The sequence below is a fragment of the Motilibacter peucedani genome, from assembly GCF_003634695.1.
In the GTDB taxonomy this organism is placed as follows: domain Bacteria; phylum Actinomycetota; class Actinomycetes; order Motilibacterales; family Motilibacteraceae; genus Motilibacter; species Motilibacter peucedani.
Map to the genome: position 1 here is coordinate 664,322 of NZ_RBWV01000009.1, position 16,487 is coordinate 680,808.

At 73.4% G+C, this 16,487-nt stretch carries 12 protein-coding genes and 1 tRNA gene; 8 read left to right on the forward strand and 5 right to left on the reverse strand.

What is annotated here, in order from left to right:
• Positions 1-149: 149 nt before the first annotated feature.
• Positions 150-2,732, forward strand: a complete 2,583-nt coding sequence (clpB, locus tag CLV35_RS04605; RefSeq protein ID WP_121192185.1) for an ATP-dependent chaperone ClpB — start codon at positions 150-152, stop codon at positions 2,730-2,732.
• Positions 2,733-2,815: 83 nt separating this feature from the next.
• Positions 2,816-4,090, forward strand: coding sequence for a bifunctional glycosyltransferase family 2/GtrA family protein (locus CLV35_RS04610; protein WP_121192186.1), 1,275 nt, complete (start codon positions 2,816-2,818; stop codon positions 4,088-4,090).
• Here the strand turns inward: CLV35_RS04610 and fdhD are convergent.
• Positions 4,039-4,884, reverse strand: a complete 846-nt coding sequence (gene fdhD / locus CLV35_RS04615; RefSeq protein WP_183061680.1) for a formate dehydrogenase accessory sulfurtransferase FdhD — start codon at positions 4,882-4,884, stop codon at positions 4,039-4,041. The genes CLV35_RS04610 and fdhD overlap by 52 nt on opposite strands.
• 74 nt (positions 4,885-4,958) lie before the next feature.
• Between fdhD and CLV35_RS04620 the strand changes: the two genes are divergently transcribed.
• Both CLV35_RS04620 and selD read left to right on the forward strand, forming a co-directional pair.
• A complete protein-coding gene (locus CLV35_RS04620) occupies positions 4,959-5,417 on the forward strand; it encodes a GatB/YqeY domain-containing protein (RefSeq protein ID WP_121192187.1) in 459 nt (152 codons plus the stop codon).
• Between the two features lie 18 nt (positions 5,418-5,435).
• A complete protein-coding gene (gene selD, locus CLV35_RS04625) occupies positions 5,436-6,440 on the forward strand; it encodes a selenide, water dikinase SelD (protein WP_121192188.1) in 1,005 nt (334 codons plus the stop codon).
• Here selD and CLV35_RS04630 read toward each other — a convergent pair.
• Genes CLV35_RS04630 through fdh form a run of 4 tightly spaced genes read right to left on the reverse strand, consistent with a single transcriptional unit; the run spans position 6,421 to position 12,859 of the window.
• Positions 6,421-7,329 (reverse strand): formate/nitrite transporter family protein, encoded by a 909-nt coding sequence (locus CLV35_RS04630; protein ID WP_121192189.1) that lies wholly within the window; start codon positions 7,327-7,329, stop codon positions 6,421-6,423. The genes selD and CLV35_RS04630 overlap by 20 nt on opposite strands.
• 46 nt (positions 7,330-7,375) lie before the next feature.
• Positions 7,376-8,455 (reverse strand): NrfD/PsrC family molybdoenzyme membrane anchor subunit, encoded by a 1,080-nt coding sequence (gene nrfD / locus CLV35_RS04635; RefSeq protein ID WP_121192190.1) that lies wholly within the window; start codon positions 8,453-8,455, stop codon positions 7,376-7,378.
• Positions 8,452-9,528 (reverse strand): 4Fe-4S dicluster domain-containing protein, encoded by a 1,077-nt coding sequence (locus CLV35_RS04640; protein WP_121192191.1) that lies wholly within the window; start codon positions 9,526-9,528, stop codon positions 8,452-8,454. The genes nrfD and CLV35_RS04640 overlap by 4 nt, the downstream gene beginning before the upstream one ends.
• 1 nt (position 9,529) lies before the next feature.
• A complete protein-coding gene (gene fdh, locus CLV35_RS04645; RefSeq protein ID WP_183061682.1) occupies positions 9,530-12,859 on the reverse strand; it encodes a formate dehydrogenase in 3,330 nt (1,109 codons plus the stop codon).
• Positions 12,860-13,030: 171 nt separating this feature from the next.
• Between fdh and CLV35_RS04655 the strand changes: the two genes are divergently transcribed.
• From CLV35_RS04655 to CLV35_RS04670, 4 genes are all read left to right on the forward strand, one after another.
• A tRNA-Sec gene (locus tag CLV35_RS04655) sits at positions 13,031-13,123 on the forward strand.
• A 38-nt stretch (positions 13,124-13,161) separates the two neighbouring features.
• Positions 13,162-14,445, forward strand: coding sequence for an L-seryl-tRNA(Sec) selenium transferase (gene selA, locus CLV35_RS04660; RefSeq protein WP_121192194.1), 1,284 nt, complete (start codon positions 13,162-13,164; stop codon positions 14,443-14,445).
• A 4-nt stretch (positions 14,446-14,449) separates the two neighbouring features.
• Positions 14,450-16,195, forward strand: a complete 1,746-nt coding sequence (gene selB, locus CLV35_RS04665) for a selenocysteine-specific translation elongation factor (RefSeq protein WP_121192195.1) — start codon at positions 14,450-14,452, stop codon at positions 16,193-16,195.
• A 33-nt stretch (positions 16,196-16,228) separates the two neighbouring features.
• Positions 16,229-16,480: a DUF3253 domain-containing protein gene (locus tag CLV35_RS04670; RefSeq protein WP_183061684.1), complete on the forward strand. Its 252-nt coding sequence runs from the start codon at positions 16,229-16,231 to the stop codon at positions 16,478-16,480.
• Positions 16,481-16,487 lie beyond the last annotated feature (7 nt).

Sequence of the window (16,487 nt, forward strand, 5' to 3'; positions counted from 1 at the left end):
GGAGCACCACGATGTCGTGGTCCCGGGCGGTCGCCAGAGGGCCATGGGGACCCACGACGTCGTGGGAAGTTGAGTGGAATGGGCTCAACTCTGGGTACGTTGGACCTGGTGAAGCCCGACCCCCGACCGCATGGAGTGCACCCCAGACCATGGACACCAGCTCGCTCACCACCCGCAGCCAGGAGGCCCTCACCGACGCCGTCCGGCGTGCCGCCACCGCCGGTCACGCGCAGGTCGAGCCCGTCCACCTGCTGCTGTCCCTGCTCGAGCAGGCCGACAGCGCCGTGCCCCCGCTGCTCCAGGCGCTCGGCGTCGACCGCGCCGACCTGCACGCCAAGGCTGAGGCGATCACCGCCCGCATGGCGAGCGCCACCGGTGCGAGCGTCAACGCGCCGCAGCTGGGACGCACCACGTACGCCGCCCTCACCGCCGCCGGCGAGTCGGCCCGCGCGCTCCACGACGACTTCGTCTCCACCGAGCACCTGCTCGTCGGCCTGGCGCAGGCCGGCGGCGAGGTCGCCTCGCTGCTCCAGGGCGTCGGCGCGACGCCCAAGGCGCTCCTCGACGCGTTCGAGCAGGTCCGCGGCTCGCAGCGGGTGACGAGCAAGGACCCCGAGGGCACCTACCAGTCGCTGGAGAAGTACGGCGTCGACCTGACCGCCCGTGCCCGCAACGGCGAGCTCGACCCGGTGATCGGCCGCGACTCCGAGATCCGGCGCGTCATGCAGGTGCTCTCGCGCCGCACCAAGAACAACCCCGTGCTGATCGGCGAGCCCGGCGTCGGCAAGACCGCCGTCGTCGAGGGGCTCGCCCAGCGCATCGTGGCGGGCGACGTGCCTGAGAGCCTGCGCGGCAAGCGGCTCGTGGCGCTCGACCTCGCGGCGATGGTCGCCGGTGCGAAGTACCGCGGCGAGTTCGAGGAGCGGCTCAAGGCCGTGCTCGGCGAGATCCAGAAGTCCGAGGGCCGGATCGTCACCTTCATCGACGAGCTGCACACCGTCGTCGGTGCGGGCGCGTCCGGCGAGGGCGCCATGGACGCCGGCAACATGCTCAAGCCGATGCTGGCGCGCGGCGAGCTCCGGCTGGTCGGCGCCACGACCCTCGACGAGTTCCGCGAGCACATCGAGAAGGACCCCGCTCTGGAGCGGCGCTTCCAGCAGGTGCTGGTCGGCGAGCCCACGGTCGAGGACACGATCGGCATCCTGCGCGGGCTGCGCGGGCGCTACGAGGCGCACCACAAGGTGGTCATCAGCGACGCCGCGCTGGTCGCGGCCGCGACCCTCTCGGACCGCTACATCACCTCGCGCTTCCTGCCCGACAAGGCGATCGACCTCGTCGACGAGTCGATGTCGCGGCTGCGCATGGAGATCGACAGCAAGCCGGTCGAGATCGACGAGCTGCAGCGCGCGGTCGACCGCATGCGCATGGAGGAGATGGCGCTCGAGCGCGAGGACGACCCCGCGTCCCAGGAGCGGCTGGCGGCTCTCCGCGTACGCCTCGCCGACGAGAACGAGCGCCTCACCGCGCTCAACGCCCGCTGGGCGCAGGAGAAGAAGGGCCTCAACCGCGTCGGCGAGCTCAAGGAGCGGCTCGACGCCCTGCGCGGGCAGGCCGAGCGCGCCCAGCGCGACGGCGACTTCGAGACCGCCTCGCGGCTGATGTACGCCGAGATCCCGGTGCTCGAGAAGGAGGTCGACGAGGCCGCCGCCTCCGACGTCGCCCGCGAGGCGATGGTCAAGGAGGAGGTCGGGCCCGACGACGTCGCCGACGTGGTCGCGTCCTGGACCGGCATCCCGGCCGGCCGGCTGCTCGAGGGCGAGACCGCGAAGCTCCTGCGCATGGAGGACGAGCTGGGCCGCCGGCTCATCGGCCAGAAGGCCGCCGTGCGGGCGGTGTCCGACGCCGTGCGCCGGGCACGGGCCGGCGTCTCCGACCCCGACCGGCCGACCGGCTCGTTCCTCTTCCTCGGCCCGACCGGCGTCGGCAAGACCGAGCTGGCGAAGGCGCTGGCCGACTTCCTCTTCGACGACGAGCGGGCGATGATCCGCATCGACATGAGCGAGTACGGCGAGAAGCACTCCGTCGCCCGCCTGGTCGGCGCGCCTCCCGGCTACGTCGGCTACGAGGAGGGTGGCCAGCTCACCGAGGCGGTCCGCCGTCGGCCCTACTCCGTGGTGCTGCTCGACGAGGTCGAGAAGGCGCACCCGGAGGTCTTCGACATCCTGCTCCAGGTGCTCGACGACGGCCGGCTCACCGACGGCCAGGGCCGCACGGTCGACTTCCGCAACACCATCCTCGTGCTGACCTCGAACCTCGGCTCGACCTACCTGGTCGACCTGACCCTGCCGGCCGAGGCGAAGAAGAACGCGGTGATGGACGTCGTTCGCGGCACCTTCAAGCCGGAGTTCCTCAACCGGCTCGACGACGTCGTCGTCTTCGACCCGTTGGGCACCGAGGAGCTGACGCGCATCGTCGACCTCCAGGTCGCCGCGCTGCAGCGGCGGCTCGAGAGCCGGCGCCTCACGCTCGACGTGACCCCCGCCGCCCTCGAGTGGCTGGCGATCGCTGGCTACGACCCGTCCTACGGTGCGCGCCCGCTGCGCCGGCTCGTGCAGTCCTCGATCGGCGACTCGCTCGCCCGGGCGCTGCTCGCCGGCGACCTGCGCGACGGTGACACCGCCGTCGTGGACGTGGCCGCCGACGGCAGCGGCCTGAGCGTCACCCGGGGCTGAGCCGGGCTGTGGGACCGCTGGTCACAGCGGTCCCACAGTGGTGCCACACCGGCACGACAGCAGCGGCCCCGAACGTGGGGGGCATGACCACACCAGCCCTCTCCGACGCCGCCGCCGTCCGGCGCTCGACGGTGCCCAGCCCGCCGGTGCTCGACGTCGTCGTCCCCGTCTACAACGAGCAGGACGACCTCGAGCCGTGCGTACGCCGCCTGGTCGCCTACCTGCGCTCCTCGCTGCCGTTCACCTTCCGCGTCACGGTCGCCGACAACGCGAGCACCGACGCCACGCTCGCCGTCGCGGCGCGCCTCGCCGGCGAGTACGCGGAGGTGCGCGCCGTCCACCTCCCCCAGAAGGGCCGCGGGCGCGCGCTGCGCTCGGTGTGGTCGGGGTCGGACGCCGAGGTCCTCGCCTACATGGACGTCGACCTCTCGACCGACCTCAACGGCGTCCTGCCGCTGATCGCCCCGCTCGTCTCCGGGCACTCCGACGTCGCGATCGGCACACGGCTGTCTCGCTCGTCGCGCGTGGTCCGCGGCGCCAAGCGCGAGCTGATCTCGCGCGCCTACAACACGATCCTGCGGCGTACGCTCGCGGCCGGCTTCAGCGACGCGCAGTGCGGCTTCAAGGCGGTGCGGCGCGACGTCGCCCAGCGGGTGCTGCCGCTGGTCGAGGACCCGGGCTGGTTCTTCGACACGGAGCTGCTCGTCGTGGCGCAGCGCGCCGGCCTCCGCATCCACGAGGTGCCCGTCGACTGGGTCGACGACCCCGACAGCCGGGTGGACATCGTCTCGACCGCGGTCGCGGACCTCAAGGGCGTCGCCCGGCTCTCCCGCGCCCTGGCCACGGGCTCGCTGCCGATCGCCCGGCTGCGCGCCGAGCTCGGTCGCGGCCCGCTGCAGGTGCCCTCGGCGGTGCCCGGCGTGCCGCGCGGCATGGCCGCGCAGCTCGCGCGGTTCGCCGCCATCGGCCTCGCGAGCACGCTCGCCTACGTCGCCGTCTTCGCCCTGCTGCGCGGTTCCATCGGCGGGCAGGCCGCCAACGTCGTCGCCCTGCTGCTGACGGCCGTGGCCAACACCGCGGCCAACCGCCGGCTCACCTTCGGCGTCACGACGAGCGAGGGCACTCTCGTGCACCAGGCGCAGGGACTGGTGGTCTTCGCGCTCGGCCTGGGGCTCAGCAGCGGCGCGCTGGCGCTGCTCCACTCTGCCGGCGGAGCGTCCGGCTCTGTCGAGCTCGTCGTCCTGGTGGCGGCCAACCTGCTGGCGACCGTCCTCCGCTTCGTCCTGCTGCGTGCGTGGGTCTTCCGTCAGGCGCCGACGGCTGTGGCGTCCTCCAGCACGCGCGAGGAGCCGGTGTAGACGTTGAGCCCGTCACCGCGTACGAAGCCGATCAGCGTCATGCCCGCCTCCTCGGCGAGGTCGACCGCGAGCGACGACGGTGCACTGACGGCGGCGAGCACGGGGATGCCGGCCATCCAGGCCTTCTGCGTCAGCTCGAACGACGCGCGGCCGCTGACCATGAGCACCGTGCCGCGCAGCGGCAGCAGGTCGTGCGTGAGCGCCCAGCCGACCACCTTGTCGACGGCGTTGTGGCGGCCGACGTCCTCGCGCATGCAGAGCATCCGGCCCTCGGCGGTGAAGAGCCCAGCGGCGTGCAGGCCGCCCGTGCGGTCGAAGACCTTCTGCGCCGCGCGCAGCGCGTCGGGCAGGCTGGTCACCAGTCCGGCGGTCACCTGCACCGGGTCGTCAGCCACTGCGTACGCCGTGCTGGTGCGCACGGCGTCGAGGCTCGCCTTGCCGCACACGCCGCACGACGAGGTCGTGTAGAACGCCCGCTCGACCGACGGGTCGGGCGCGGCGACGCCGGGCGCGAGGGTCAGGTCGAGCACGTTGTAGGTGTTGAGCCCGTCCTCGCCCGCGCCGTCGCAGAAGCGCATGGAGGACAGGTGCTCGGGCTTGGTGACCACGCCCTCGCTGACGAGGAAGCCGGCGGCGAGGTCCATGTCGTCGCCCGGCGTGCGCATGGTGACGGCGAGCGCGCGGCCGCCGACACGGATCTCCAGGGGCTCCTCGACGACCAGGGTGTCCGGGCGCTCGGTGCGGTGCTCGCCCCGCAGTCTCACCACGGGGCGGCGGGCGGTCACGCGGCTCATGTCTCCAGCGTCGCACAGGGGCGCCGACCCCGCGGCGTAGCCTGCACGGCGGGATCCACCACGAGGAGGCAGCCGTGAGCAGCGGCCTGGAGCAGCAGCTCCGCACCGACCTGACCGAGGCCATGCGGGCGCGCGACGAGCTCACCACGTCGACCCTGCGCATGGCGCTGACCGCTGTGCAGACCGAGGCGGTGTCGGGCAAGTCCGCGCGCGAGCTGACCGACGCCGAGGTCCTGCAGGTGCTGACCCGCGAGGGCAAGAAGCGGCGGGAGTCGGCCGAGGCCTACGACGCGGCGTCGAGGCCAGAGCTGGCCCAGCGCGAGCGGGCCGAGGGCGAGGTGCTCGCGCGCTACCTGCCGACGCCGCTCACCGACGAGGAGGTGGTCTCGATCGTGTCGGCGGCCATCGCGTCCTCGGGCGCCGAGGGCATGAAGGCGATGGGTGCGGTGATGAAGCTCGTGACGCCGCAGACGACCGGCCGCGCCGACGGTGGGCGGGTGTCCGCCGAGGTTCGGCGGCAGCTCGGCGCCTGAAGACGTACGTTGTCGCTCATGACGCTCGAGGCGACCTACCGGCTGACGCAGTTCGCCCACGGCGGCGGGTGCGCCTGCAAGATCCCGCCCGGTGAGCTGGAGGACGTCGTCGCGGGGCTGCTGCGCCCGGCGGTCGCCTCTGAGCACGAGCTGGTCGTCGGGCTCGACGACGGCGACGACGCGGCGGTGGTGCGCGTGCGCGACGGTCTCGGCATCGTCGCCACGGCCGACTTCTTCACCCCGGTCGTCGACGACGCCTACGACTGGGGACGCATCGCGGTCGCCAACGCGCTGTCCGACGTCTACGCCATGGGCGGGCGCCCGCTCGTCGGGGTCAACCTGCTGTCGTGGCCGCGCGACGTGCTGCCCTTCGAGCTGGCGCGCGAGGTCCTGCGCGGCGGGCTCGACGTGGCGAGCGAGGCCGGCTGCCACGTCGGCGGTGGGCACAGCGTGGACGACCCCGAGCCGAAGTACGGCATGGCGGTCACCGGCCTCGTGGACCCGGGGCGGCTGCTGCGCAACGACGCGGGCGCGGCCGGGCTTCCGCTCACGCTGACCAAGCCGCTGGGCATCGGCGTGCTGAACAGCCGCCACAAGTCGACCGGCGAGCGCTTCGAGCAGGCCGTCGACGCGATGACCACGCTGAACCGCGCTGCGTCGGAGGCGGCGCTCGCCGCTGGTGCGGTGGCGGCGACCGACGTCACGGGCTTCGGGCTGCTGGGCCACCTGCACAAGCTGGCCCGCGCCAGCGGGGTCACCGCAGTGGTCGACTCCGCGGCGGTGCCCTACCTGGACGGCGCCCGCGAGGCGCTCGCGGACGGGTACGTCTCCGGCGGGACCCGCCGCAACCTCGACTGGGTGCGCCCGCACGCCGACCTCGACGGGGTGCCCGAGGGCGAGGCCCTGCTCCTCGCCGACGCCCAGACCTCCGGTGGGCTGCTGGTCGTCGGCGAGGTGCCGGGCTACCCGGTGGTGGGTGAGCTCATCGCTCCCCGCGAGGGCGTCACCCTCGTCGTGCGCTGACCTTGCCACCGCTGCGGCCGTTGCGCGAGGGCGCACCGGCGGTGCCGCTCGGGTCCGAGCCGGCGCTCGCGGCAGCCCCCTCGGTGTCGCGCAGGTAGAGCCACCAGTAGGCACAGGCGACGAAGATGCCTGCTCCCACCAGGTTGCCGAGGAACGCGAAGACCCAGTTGTCGAGGATCGCGCCCCAGCCCATGCCCGGGACGCCGGCCCAACGGGCAGCGGGGAGGAAGAACATGTTGGCGATGACGTGGTCGAAGCCGAGGGCGACGAACGCCATGATCGGGAAGAAGATGCCGAGGATCTTGCCGCCGATGTCGTCCGCCGCCATGGCGAGCCAGACCGCCAGGCACACCAGCCAGTTGCAGCCCACCGCGCGCAGGAAGATCTGCCAGTTCGTCTCGGTCACGGCCTTGCCGGTGGCGATGCCCGCCAGCCGCGTGTAGGTGGAGGCGCCGGCGCTGCCGGCCTGGCTGTGCACGGTGCCGATGACCCCGGTCTTGACCGCGAGGAAGTAGGCGACGAACAGCGAGCCGAGCAGGTTGGCGACCAGCACGACGGCGAAGTTGAACGACAGCCGGCCGATGGTGACCCGCTTCTGGAGCACGGCCATCGGGACCAGCGCCATGTTGCCCGTCAGGAGCTCGGCTCCGGCGAGGACGACGAGGATGAGCCCGAGGCTGAAGACGGCGCCCGTGATGAGGGAGATGATCCCGCCCCACTGGGCCTTGTCGAGCCCGGCGGTCACCACGATGGCGAGCAGCCCACCGAAGGCGATGTAGGCACCGGCGAGGAATCCGCCGACCAGCATGCGATCAGGCGTCAGCAGTGCCTTCTTCTCGCCGCTCGCCACTGCGGCGACGGCGATCTGGTCAGGGGTCTTGTAGGGCATCGGCGCCTCCGTGTCGTGGCGGGGCGCCGAGGTGCGTCCCGCGGGGCTAGCGGTCCGAGCGCGCGGGGCGCCCCTGCTGGAGCCGCTCGCGTTGTGGGACCACGACGTACTTCGGGTCCTTCGTCGACGCGACGCCTGCGTAGAACACGCCGAAGCGCGTCAGGAGGGAACCCGCGAGCAGGGACGTACCCGCCAGGGCGGAGATCACTCGTGATCGCCGCCCGAGCACTGCGCCCGCCGCGCCCGCGACGGTGAGCGCGCGGGCGGCACGCAGCTGGCGGCCGGGCCGGTCCTCGCGGTAGGGCTCGCTGAGCAGGCCGTGGGAGTGCTCGACCAGGTGCGTGCCGGCGAGCTCGGCCGCCGCACCGAGGACGGCTGCCCGCCGGGCGCCGCCGGCCTGCGCGGTAGGCGCGAGCACGAGGCCCATGCCGCCGCCGCTGGCCAGCGCACTGCCGGCGAAGACGAAGGGCAGCTCGCGGTAGACCTCGTGCCACGACGGCACGGCGGTGTCGGCGAACAGCACGGCGGTGTAGGTGGCGAGCGCCGGCGCGACCGCAGCCGCACCGAAGCCCGCAGCGCTGCCCGCGGGAGGCAGCACCGTGCGGAGCAGACCGAGCGGCCCGCGCCGCGGCAGCAGCGGCGCGGCCTCGGAGACGGCGGCGGCCCCGGCGAGACCGCCGTAAGCGGCGAGGATCCACGTTCCCACCGACATCGGCGACGTCGGCTTGGCGACACGGAGCATGTTGTAGAAGCGCTCCTTGCGGCCGAGGTCGTTGATGAGGAAGTACGTGCTGGCGAGCAGCGCTCCCATCGACGTCACGCGACCGGCGCGGCGCAGCGCAGGCGCGCCGGTGACGTCGGCACCGGCTGCCACGAGGGAGGAGCCGGCAGCGAGGCCGCCGGTGAACAGGTAGATGGCGATGTCGTGCGTCCACACGGGCGCCTTGAGGATCGGACGCCCGTAGTAGGAGCGGAACTCCGCCTCGGGGACCATGACGCTCTCGTCCTGGCGGCGCCCGCGGCCGCGGCGGCCACGGCCCTTGCCCGAGCTCCACACCGGAGCGGTGACGGCGGCGTCGGGGCTGCCCGCGTGGACGGGGTCGCCCGCGGCACCCTGCTTGCTCATCGGGCGGACCGCCTGCCGAGGAAGGAGAGCACGGCGCCGGCCACCATCATCGCGGCCGCTGCGCCGGCGTGCTTCCACATGTCCGGGAGGTCTCGCGTGGTCACCACCGGGTCCGGCGGCAGGCCGTAGACCTCGGGCTCGTCGAGCAGGAGGAAGAACGCGCCGTCGCCGCCGACGCCGTCGTTGTCGTCCTCGCCGTAGAGCCGGGCCTCGGTGACGCCGGCTGCGTGCAGAGCCTCGACCCGCTTCTCGGCCCGGTCGCGCAGCTCGACCAGCTCGCCGAACTGGATCGACTCGGTCGGGCAGGCCTGCGCGCAGGCGGGCGTCTGGCCGGCGCCGAGCCGGTCGTAGCACAGCGTGCACTTCCACGCGCGGCCGTCGTCCTCGCGCTTGTCGATGACGCCGTAGGGGCAGGCCGAGACGCAGTAGCCGCAGCCGTTGCAGATGTCCTCCTGCACCACGACGGTGCCGAACTCCGTGCGGAACAGCGACCCCGTCGGGCAGACGTCGAGACAGGCCGCGTGCGTGCAGTGCTTGCACACGTTGCTCATCATCAGCCAGCGGAAGTCGGAGCGGCCCTCGACGCCGGTCTCGCGGCCGGGTGGCTGGGAGCCCGGCATGCCGAGGAACGCCTGTCCCACACCGGCCTTGTCGGCCGCCTCGGCCGCGGCCTCCGCGACGGGGATGCCACCGGGGACGGCCGTGCCGAGCTTGTCGGTGTCGAGCGACCGCACGCCCGCGGCCACCACGTCGAACGCCGGCCCGGCCGCCGACGGGCCGGTCGGGGTGTCGGTGAAGGGTGGGGTCTTGCGGCCCAGCGGCAGCGGCTGCTCGATGAAGGCGACCGCGCGCCACGAGTCGGCGCCGAGCCCGCCGGTGTTGTCGTAGGAGAAGCCCAGGAGGTTCAGGCCGTCCTCGGGGACGGCGTTCCACTCCTTGCAGGCCACCTCGCAGGCCTTGCACCCGATGCAGACGCTGGTGTCGGTGAAGAACCCGACCCGCGCCGGCGGGTCTTCGTAGCCGGCGTCGGCTGCGGGGTCGAGCGGACCGTAGAGGCTGTTGGCCGAGACCACGTCAGACCTCGCCTTCTGTGATGGCTTCGGCGAGGGCTGCCTCGTCGGCGGCCCGGTCGGCCTGGTCGGCCAGCAGGTGGGTGGTGGCTGCCACGGTGCCCGTCTCCTCGTCGACACGGCCGCGCAGCTTGTAGTCCTCCATCAGCGCGAGGACCGCGGGTCCGCGCGGACGGCGCCCCGGGCGTACGTCGCACGTCCCGGCCTTGCACTCCTGGATGTGGACGTTCGGGTCGAGCGTCAGGTGCGGCAGGTCGTTGACCACGTCGCCGGTGGTGAGACCACCTGGTCCCCAGTGGTAGGGCAGCCAGATCTGGTGGATCGTCTGGTTCTGCACCCGCAGCGGGGTGAGCCGGTCGGTGATGAGCACCCGCGCCTCGATGACGGCGCGCACGGTGATGACGTGCGCCCAGTCGAGGTGCGAGAGCCCGCGCTCGGCCGCCAGCTCCGGCGATACCTCCATGAAGAGCTCGGGCTGGAGCTCCGAGAGGTAGGGCAGGAACCGGCTCATGCCGCCCGCGGTGTGGTGCTCGGTCAGGCGGGAGGTCGTCCAGACGTAGGGGAAGACGCCGGAGCCGTACTCCGGCGGGCTCGGGTGCATCTCGTTGAAGCTCGCGGTGTAGATCTCGCGGGTCGGGTTCTGCTGCTGGGTGTAGACCGAGTTGCGGATCGGCGACTCGCCCGGCTCGTAGTGCGCGGGCAGGGGCCCGTCGAGGGCACCCTTCGGCGCGTAGAGCCACGCCTTCCCGTCGGCCTGCATGACGAACGCGTCGTCGCCGGCCAGCGCGTCAGGACCGCTGGCGCCCTGCTCCGGCTGGAAGTGCGGGTGCTTGGTGGCCTGGAAGTCGGGGACGTCGTGCCCGGTCCAGGTCTGCTCCTCCTCGTCCCACCAGACCAAGGCCTTGCGCTCGCTCCACGGCTTGCCGTCGGGGTCGGCCGAGGCGCGGTTGTAGAGGACGCGACGGTTGGCAGGCCAGGCCCAGCCCCACTCGCCGGCGAGCCAGTTCTGCTCCTTGCCCGGCTTGCGGCGCGCGGCCTGGTTGACCCCGTCGGCGAAGACGCCGGTGTAGATCCAGCAGCCGCCCAGCGTCGAGCCGTCGGCCTTCATCTCGAGGTAGGAGCTCAGCGGCTTCTTCGTCGCGACCTCGTAGCCGTTGATCTCCATGAGGACGGCCTCGGCGTCGGGGTCCTGCTTCTCGCCGATGAGCGGGTAGTCCCAGGTGACGTCGAGCAGCGGGCGGTCGCGCGGGTCCGTGGAGGCAGCCAGCTTCTCGCGCATCTTGCGACCCAGGTGGTAGATGAACCACAGGTCGCTGGTGGCCTGGCCCGGCGCCTCGACGGCCTTCTCGCGCCACTGCAGCAGCCGCTGGGTCTGGGTGAAGGTGCCCTCCTTCTCGACGTGCGTCGCCGCGGGCATGAAGAACACCTCGGTGCGGCACTCCTCGGGCACGATCTCGCCGGTCTCGATCTCGGGCGCGTTCTGCCAGAACGTCGCGCTCTCGATCATGACGAGGTCGCGCACGACGAGCCAGTCGAGGTTGGCCAGGCCGAGGCGCTGGGCGCGCCCGTTGGCGGAGCCGACCGCGGGGTTCTGGCCCAGCAGGAAGTAGCCGAAGATCTTCCCGCCCTCGATCATGTCCATGACCTGGCTGTAGGTGCCGTGGTCGGCGTTGATGCGGGGCAGGTAGTCGAAGCCGTAGTCGTTCTCGGCGGTCGCCTTGTCGCCGAACCAGGCCTTCAGCAGGTTGATGATGTAGGCGTCGGCGTTGCCCCAGAAGCCCTTCTGGTTGGCGCCCTTGATCTCGTCGATGTAGTGCTCGAGGTCGCTGTGCTCGTCGACGTGCGGCATCGAGAGGTAGCCCGGCAGCAGGTTGTAGAGCGTCGGGATGTCGGTCGATCCCTGGATGCTGGCGTGCCCGCGCAGCGCCATGATGCCGCCGCCCGGGCGGCCCATGTTGCCCAGCAGCAGCTGGAGGATCGCGCCGGTGCGGATGTACTGCACGCCGGTGCCGCGCTGGGTCCAGCCGACGCTGTAGACGAGCGCAGTCGTACGCTCGCGGCCGCTGTTGGCCGTCCAGGCCTCGACGACCTCGTCGAAGAGGTCGGGTGAGACGCCGCAGACCTCCTGCACCATCTCGCGGGTGTAGCGGGAGAAGTGCCGCTTGAGGATCTGGAAGACGCAGTGCGGGTGCTGGAGCGTCTCGTCCTTCTGCACCTCGTGGCTCTCGAGCGCGGGCCCGCCGGAGCCGTGCTGCTGACCCTTCTCGGAGGAGCTGGCGCGGTCGGTCTCGTGGCCCTGCCCGCCATCGGAGTCCTCCTTGCCGGCGTACTGCCACGACGTCGTGTCGTAGGAGCGCCTCTCCTCGTCGAAGCCGGAGAACAGCCCGTCGAGGTCCTCGGTGTCCTGGAAGTCCTCGCTGATGATCCACGAGGCGTTGGTGTAGGCGCGGACGTAGTCCTCGAACCACAGGTCGTTGCTGAGGACGTGGTTGATCACGGCCCCGAGCAGCACGATGTCGGTGCCCGTGCGGATGGGCACGAACGTGTCGGCGAGCGCGCTGGTGCGCGTGAAGCGGGGGTCGATGTGGATGACCTTCGCGCCGCGCGCCTTCGCCTCCATGACCCACTGGAACCCGACCGGGTGGCACTCGGCCATGTTCGAGCCCTCGATGACGATGCAGTCAGCGTTGGCGAGGTCCTGCAGGGAGGTGGTCGCGCCGCCGCGACCGAACGAAGCACCCAGACCGGGCACTGTGGCGGAGTGTCATATGCGGGCCTGGTTCTCGACCTGGATCGCGCCCATGGCCGTGAACAGCTTCTTGATCAGGTAGTTCTCTTCGTTGTCGAGCGTCGCGCCGCCGAGGCTCGCGATGCCCATCGTGCGCCGCAGCGTGCGGCCCTGGTCGTCGGTCTCCTGCCAGCCGCGGCGGCGGGCGTCGATGACGCGGTCGACGATCATGTCCATCGCCGTGTCGAGCTCGAGCTCCTCCCACTCCGTGCCGTAGGGCTTGCGGTAGAGGATCTGCGTCTGGCGCAGCGGGCCGTTGACCAGGCTCTCGCTGGCGGCGCCCTTGGGGCAGAGCCGGCCGCGCGAGATCGGGCTGTCGGGGTCGCCCTCGATCTGGGTGACCCGGCCGTCCTTGACGAACACGCGCTGGCCGCAGCCGACCGCGCAGTAGGGGCACACCGACTTGGCGACCTTGTCGGCGGTCTCGGTGCGGGCGGTGAGCGTCTTCGACCGGTGCGACTGCGACGCGGCGCCGCGACCCAGCGGGTCGTCGCCGGTCAGCTGCCGGTAGACCGGCCAGCCCTCGAGGAAGGTGCGTACGCCCACGCCGTCTACCTCCCTGTTCCGTGCGTGCTCAAACGTCGGAGCTCGCACCATAACCCCACCACTCGCCCCGCGCACCGCGTGCCCCGCACGACGGCCCGGCGCGGCGCTAGGACCGTGACGATGGCCATCGTGCCGACGGGGGAGGGTGCCGCGTACGGTGGCGGCGCGCGGGGAGGCGTCTGCGTTCCTGGTGGGCGTCCCGGTCTTCAAAACCGGTGAGGGCGAGCAGCTCGTCCTGGCGGGTTCGATTCCCGTCCGCCTCCGCTCGCGCGCCCGTCGGTGGGCGTTGTTAGGTTCGGCGCGTGGACGACCCGCGCCGCCGCGTACCCCGCACCGACGCGCTGCTCGGCGACCCCCGGCTGGCCGAGGCCGCCGACCGCCTGGGGCGCGCGCGGGTGAAGGCCGCGGTGCAGGAGCAGCAGGGCGCCGTACGCGCCGGTGCCCCCGCGCCCGACGACTGGGCCGCCGCCGTGCTGGCCGCGCTGCCGCGGACCGCGTCGTCGCTGCGACCCGTGCTCAACGCGACCGGCGTCGTCCTCCACACCAACCTGGGCCGCGCCCCCCTCGGGCCGGCCGCGGTCGAGGCCGTGGCGGCGGCCGCCGGCTACACCGACGTCGAGTTCGACCTGACCACGGGTGCGCGCGCCCGCCGTGGCCGCGGCACGCTCGCGGCGCTGCTCCGCGCGGTGCCCGACGCCGAGGACGCGCTCGTCGTCAACAACGGCGCCGCCGCGCTGGTGCTCGCGACCACCGCGCTCGCTGCAGGGCGGGAGGTCGTGGTCAGCCGCGGCGAGATGGTCGAGATCGGCGACGGCTTCCGGCTGCCCGACCTCATCGCCTCGACCGGCGCGCGGCTGCGCGAGGTCGGCACCACCAACCGCACCCACCTGCGCGACTACGACGACGGGGTCGACGAGGACACCGGCTGCGTGCTCAAGGTCCACCCCAGCAACTTCCGGGTCGAGGGCTTCACCAGCTCGGTCGAGGTCGACGCGCTGGCCGGGCTCGGCGTGCCCGTCGTGGTCGACGTCGGCAGCGGCCTGCTCGCCCCCGACCCGCTGCTGCCCGACGAGCCCGACGTCGCGAGCGCGCTGCGCGCCGGCGCCGACCTGGTGACCTGCAGCGGCGACAAGCTGCTGGGCGGCCCGCAGGCCGGCCTGGTGCTCGGCCGTCGCGGCACGGTCGAGCGGCTGCGCCGCCACCCGCTCGCCCGCGCGCTGCGCGTCGACAAGACGACGCTCGCCGCCCTGGAGGCGACGCTCGAAGGCCCGCTGACGCCGGCGTGGCGGGCGCTGCGCACCTCCTCCGACGAGCTGCGCCGACGCGCCGAGTCCCTCGCCGCGGCGTTGGGCGGCGGCGAGGTCGTGCCGAGCGCCGGGGCCGTCGGTGGCGGCGGCGCGCCGGGGGTCGAGCTGCCGGGCTGGGCGGTGGCGCTGCCCGAGGTGGTGGCGCCGCGGCTCCGGGCCGGCACCCCGCCCGTCGTCGCCCGCGTCGAGGGTGGCCGCTGCCTGGTCGACCTGCGCTGCATCGAGCCGGCCGACGACGCGGTGCTCGCCGGCGCGGTGCGCGCCGCGGTGGAGGGCTAGCCGGGTGCGCGTCGTCGCCACGGCCGGGCACGTCGACCACGGCAAGTCGACGCTGGTCCGCGCGCTCACCGGCATGGAGCCAGACCGCTGGGCCGAGGAGCGCCGGCGCGGCATGACGATCGACCTGGGCTACGCGTGGACGACGCTGCCCGACGGCGAGACCGTCAGCTTCGTCGACGTGCCTGGCCACCAGCGCTTCCTCGGCAACATGCTCGCCGGGCTCGGGCCGGCCCCCGCGGTGATGTTCGTCGTGGCCGCCGACGAGGGCTGGCGGCGCCAGTCCACCGAGCACCTCTCGGCAGTCGACGCGCTGGGCGTGGAGCACGGCCTGCTCGCGGTGACCCGCTCCGACCTCGCCGACCCGGGCCCGGCCACGCGCGAGGCGCTCGAGCACCTCGCGGCGTCCAGCCTCGGCAGCGTCGAAGCGGTCGCGGTCTCGGGGGCCACCGGCGCCGGCCTCGACGAGCTGCGGGCGGCGCTGGCCCGCACGGTCGCCCGTCTGCCGTCGCCCGACACGACCGCACCCGTACGCCTGTGGCTCGACCGCGCCTTCACCGTCCGCGGCGCCGGCACTGTCGTCACCGGCACCCTGGCCGCCGGGCGCGTCGCCGTGGGCGACGAGCTGGAGCTCGGGGGCCGCACCTACGCCGTGCGCGGGCTCCAGAGCCTGGGCGAGACCCGGACCTCGGTCGAGGCGGTGGCTCGCGTGGCCCTCAACCTGCGCGGGCTCGAGCACGACGACGCGCGGCGCGGCATGGCAGTGCTCACGCCTGGCGCCTGGCGGCTCGCGACCGAGCTGGACGTGCGGCTCACCGTCCCCGCCGCCGAGCTGCCCGGCGAGCTGATGCTCCACGCCGGCACGGCGGCGGTCCCCGTGCACGTGCGGCCGCTCGGGAACGACGTGGCGCGGCTGCGGCTGGCGCACCCGCTGCCCCTGCGCGCCGGTGACCGCGCGCTGCTGCGCGACCCGGGTGAGCACCGCGTCGCTGCCGGCGTCTCCGTCCTGGACGCCGAGCCGCCCGTGCTGCGCCGGCGCGGTGCCGCGGCCTCGCGCGCGACCGCACTGTCGCAGGGGACTCCCCACTTCGTCGCTGAAGTGGCACGCCGTGGTTGGTTGAAGCGGTCCGACGCCGAGGCGCTCGGGATCGTGCCGGTCGAGGACGCGTCGGTGCTCGAGCTCGGTGAGTGGTACGTCATGGGCTCCGCGCTCGCGGCGTGGCGCGACCAGCTCGTCGCCCGGGTCCGCGAGCACCAGCGCAGCCGGCCGCTGGAGCCGGGACTGCCCGAGGGGGAGGCCGCTCGCGGCCTGCCCGACCGCGCCCTCCTCCCGGTGGTCGTGGGAGCGGCCGGACTGGAGCGCGCGGCGGGCCGCGTGCGTACCCCTGGCTACCAGCCGTCGCTGGGGCCCGCCGAGGACGCGGTGCGCCGCCTCGAGGAGCGTCTGCGCGCCCACCCCTTCGACGCGCCGGAGGTGCCGGAGCTCGCCGCGCTGCGGCTCGGGCAGCGCGAGCTGGCGGCCGCCGAGACCGCGGGCCGGCTGCTGCGCGTCGGCGGCGACGTCGTCCTGCTGCCGGACGGCCCGGCGCGCGCGATGCGGGTGCTGGCCGGGCTCGAGCAGCCGTTCACGACCAGCACGGCGCGCCAGGCGCTCGGGGTGTCTCGGCGGGTGGCGGTGCCGCTGCTCGAGTGGCTCGACGCCCGCGGCTGGACGCGCCGCGGCGAGGGCGGCGTGCGGCAGGTCGCCCGCTGAGTGACGGGCCCGCTCACCGGGAACGACCAGCGCGTGAGCCTTCCGCAGGAGCAGCGCCTGGACGACACCATCCGTACGCTGCTCGACGCCCGCGCGCCGGGCGCCACGATCTGCCCGTCTGAGGTCGCCCGTGCGGTCGGCGGCGAGCAGTGGCGCGGGCTGATGGACGCTGCCCGGGCCGCGGTCGGCCGACTGGTCGCGAGCGGCGAGGTCGACGTCACCCAGCACGGCGAGGTGGTCGACCTGGCGTCGGCCAGGGGTCCGGTCCGCATCCGGCGCCGCTGACCGGGCC

What these genes read in the sequence shown, in the direction of transcription:
- fdhD (WP_183061680.1), bottom strand. Translation starts at nt 4,884, where the DNA reads ATGAGCCGCGTGACCGCCCGCCGCCCCGTGGTGAGACTGCGGGGCGAG.
- nrfD (WP_121192190.1), bottom strand. Translation starts at nt 8,455, where the DNA reads ATGAGCAAGCAGGGTGCCGCGGGCGACCCCGTCCACGCGGGCAGCCCC.
- selD (WP_121192188.1), top strand. Translation starts at nt 5,436, where the DNA reads ATGACGCTCGAGGCGACCTACCGGCTGACGCAGTTCGCCCACGGCGGC.
- CLV35_RS04630 (WP_121192189.1), bottom strand. Translation starts at nt 7,329, where the DNA reads ATGCCCTACAAGACCCCTGACCAGATCGCCGTCGCCGCAGTGGCGAGC.
- clpB (WP_121192185.1), top strand. Translation starts at nt 150, where the DNA reads ATGGACACCAGCTCGCTCACCACCCGCAGCCAGGAGGCCCTCACCGAC.
- CLV35_RS04610 (WP_121192186.1), top strand. Translation starts at nt 2,816, where the DNA reads ATGACCACACCAGCCCTCTCCGACGCCGCCGCCGTCCGGCGCTCGACG.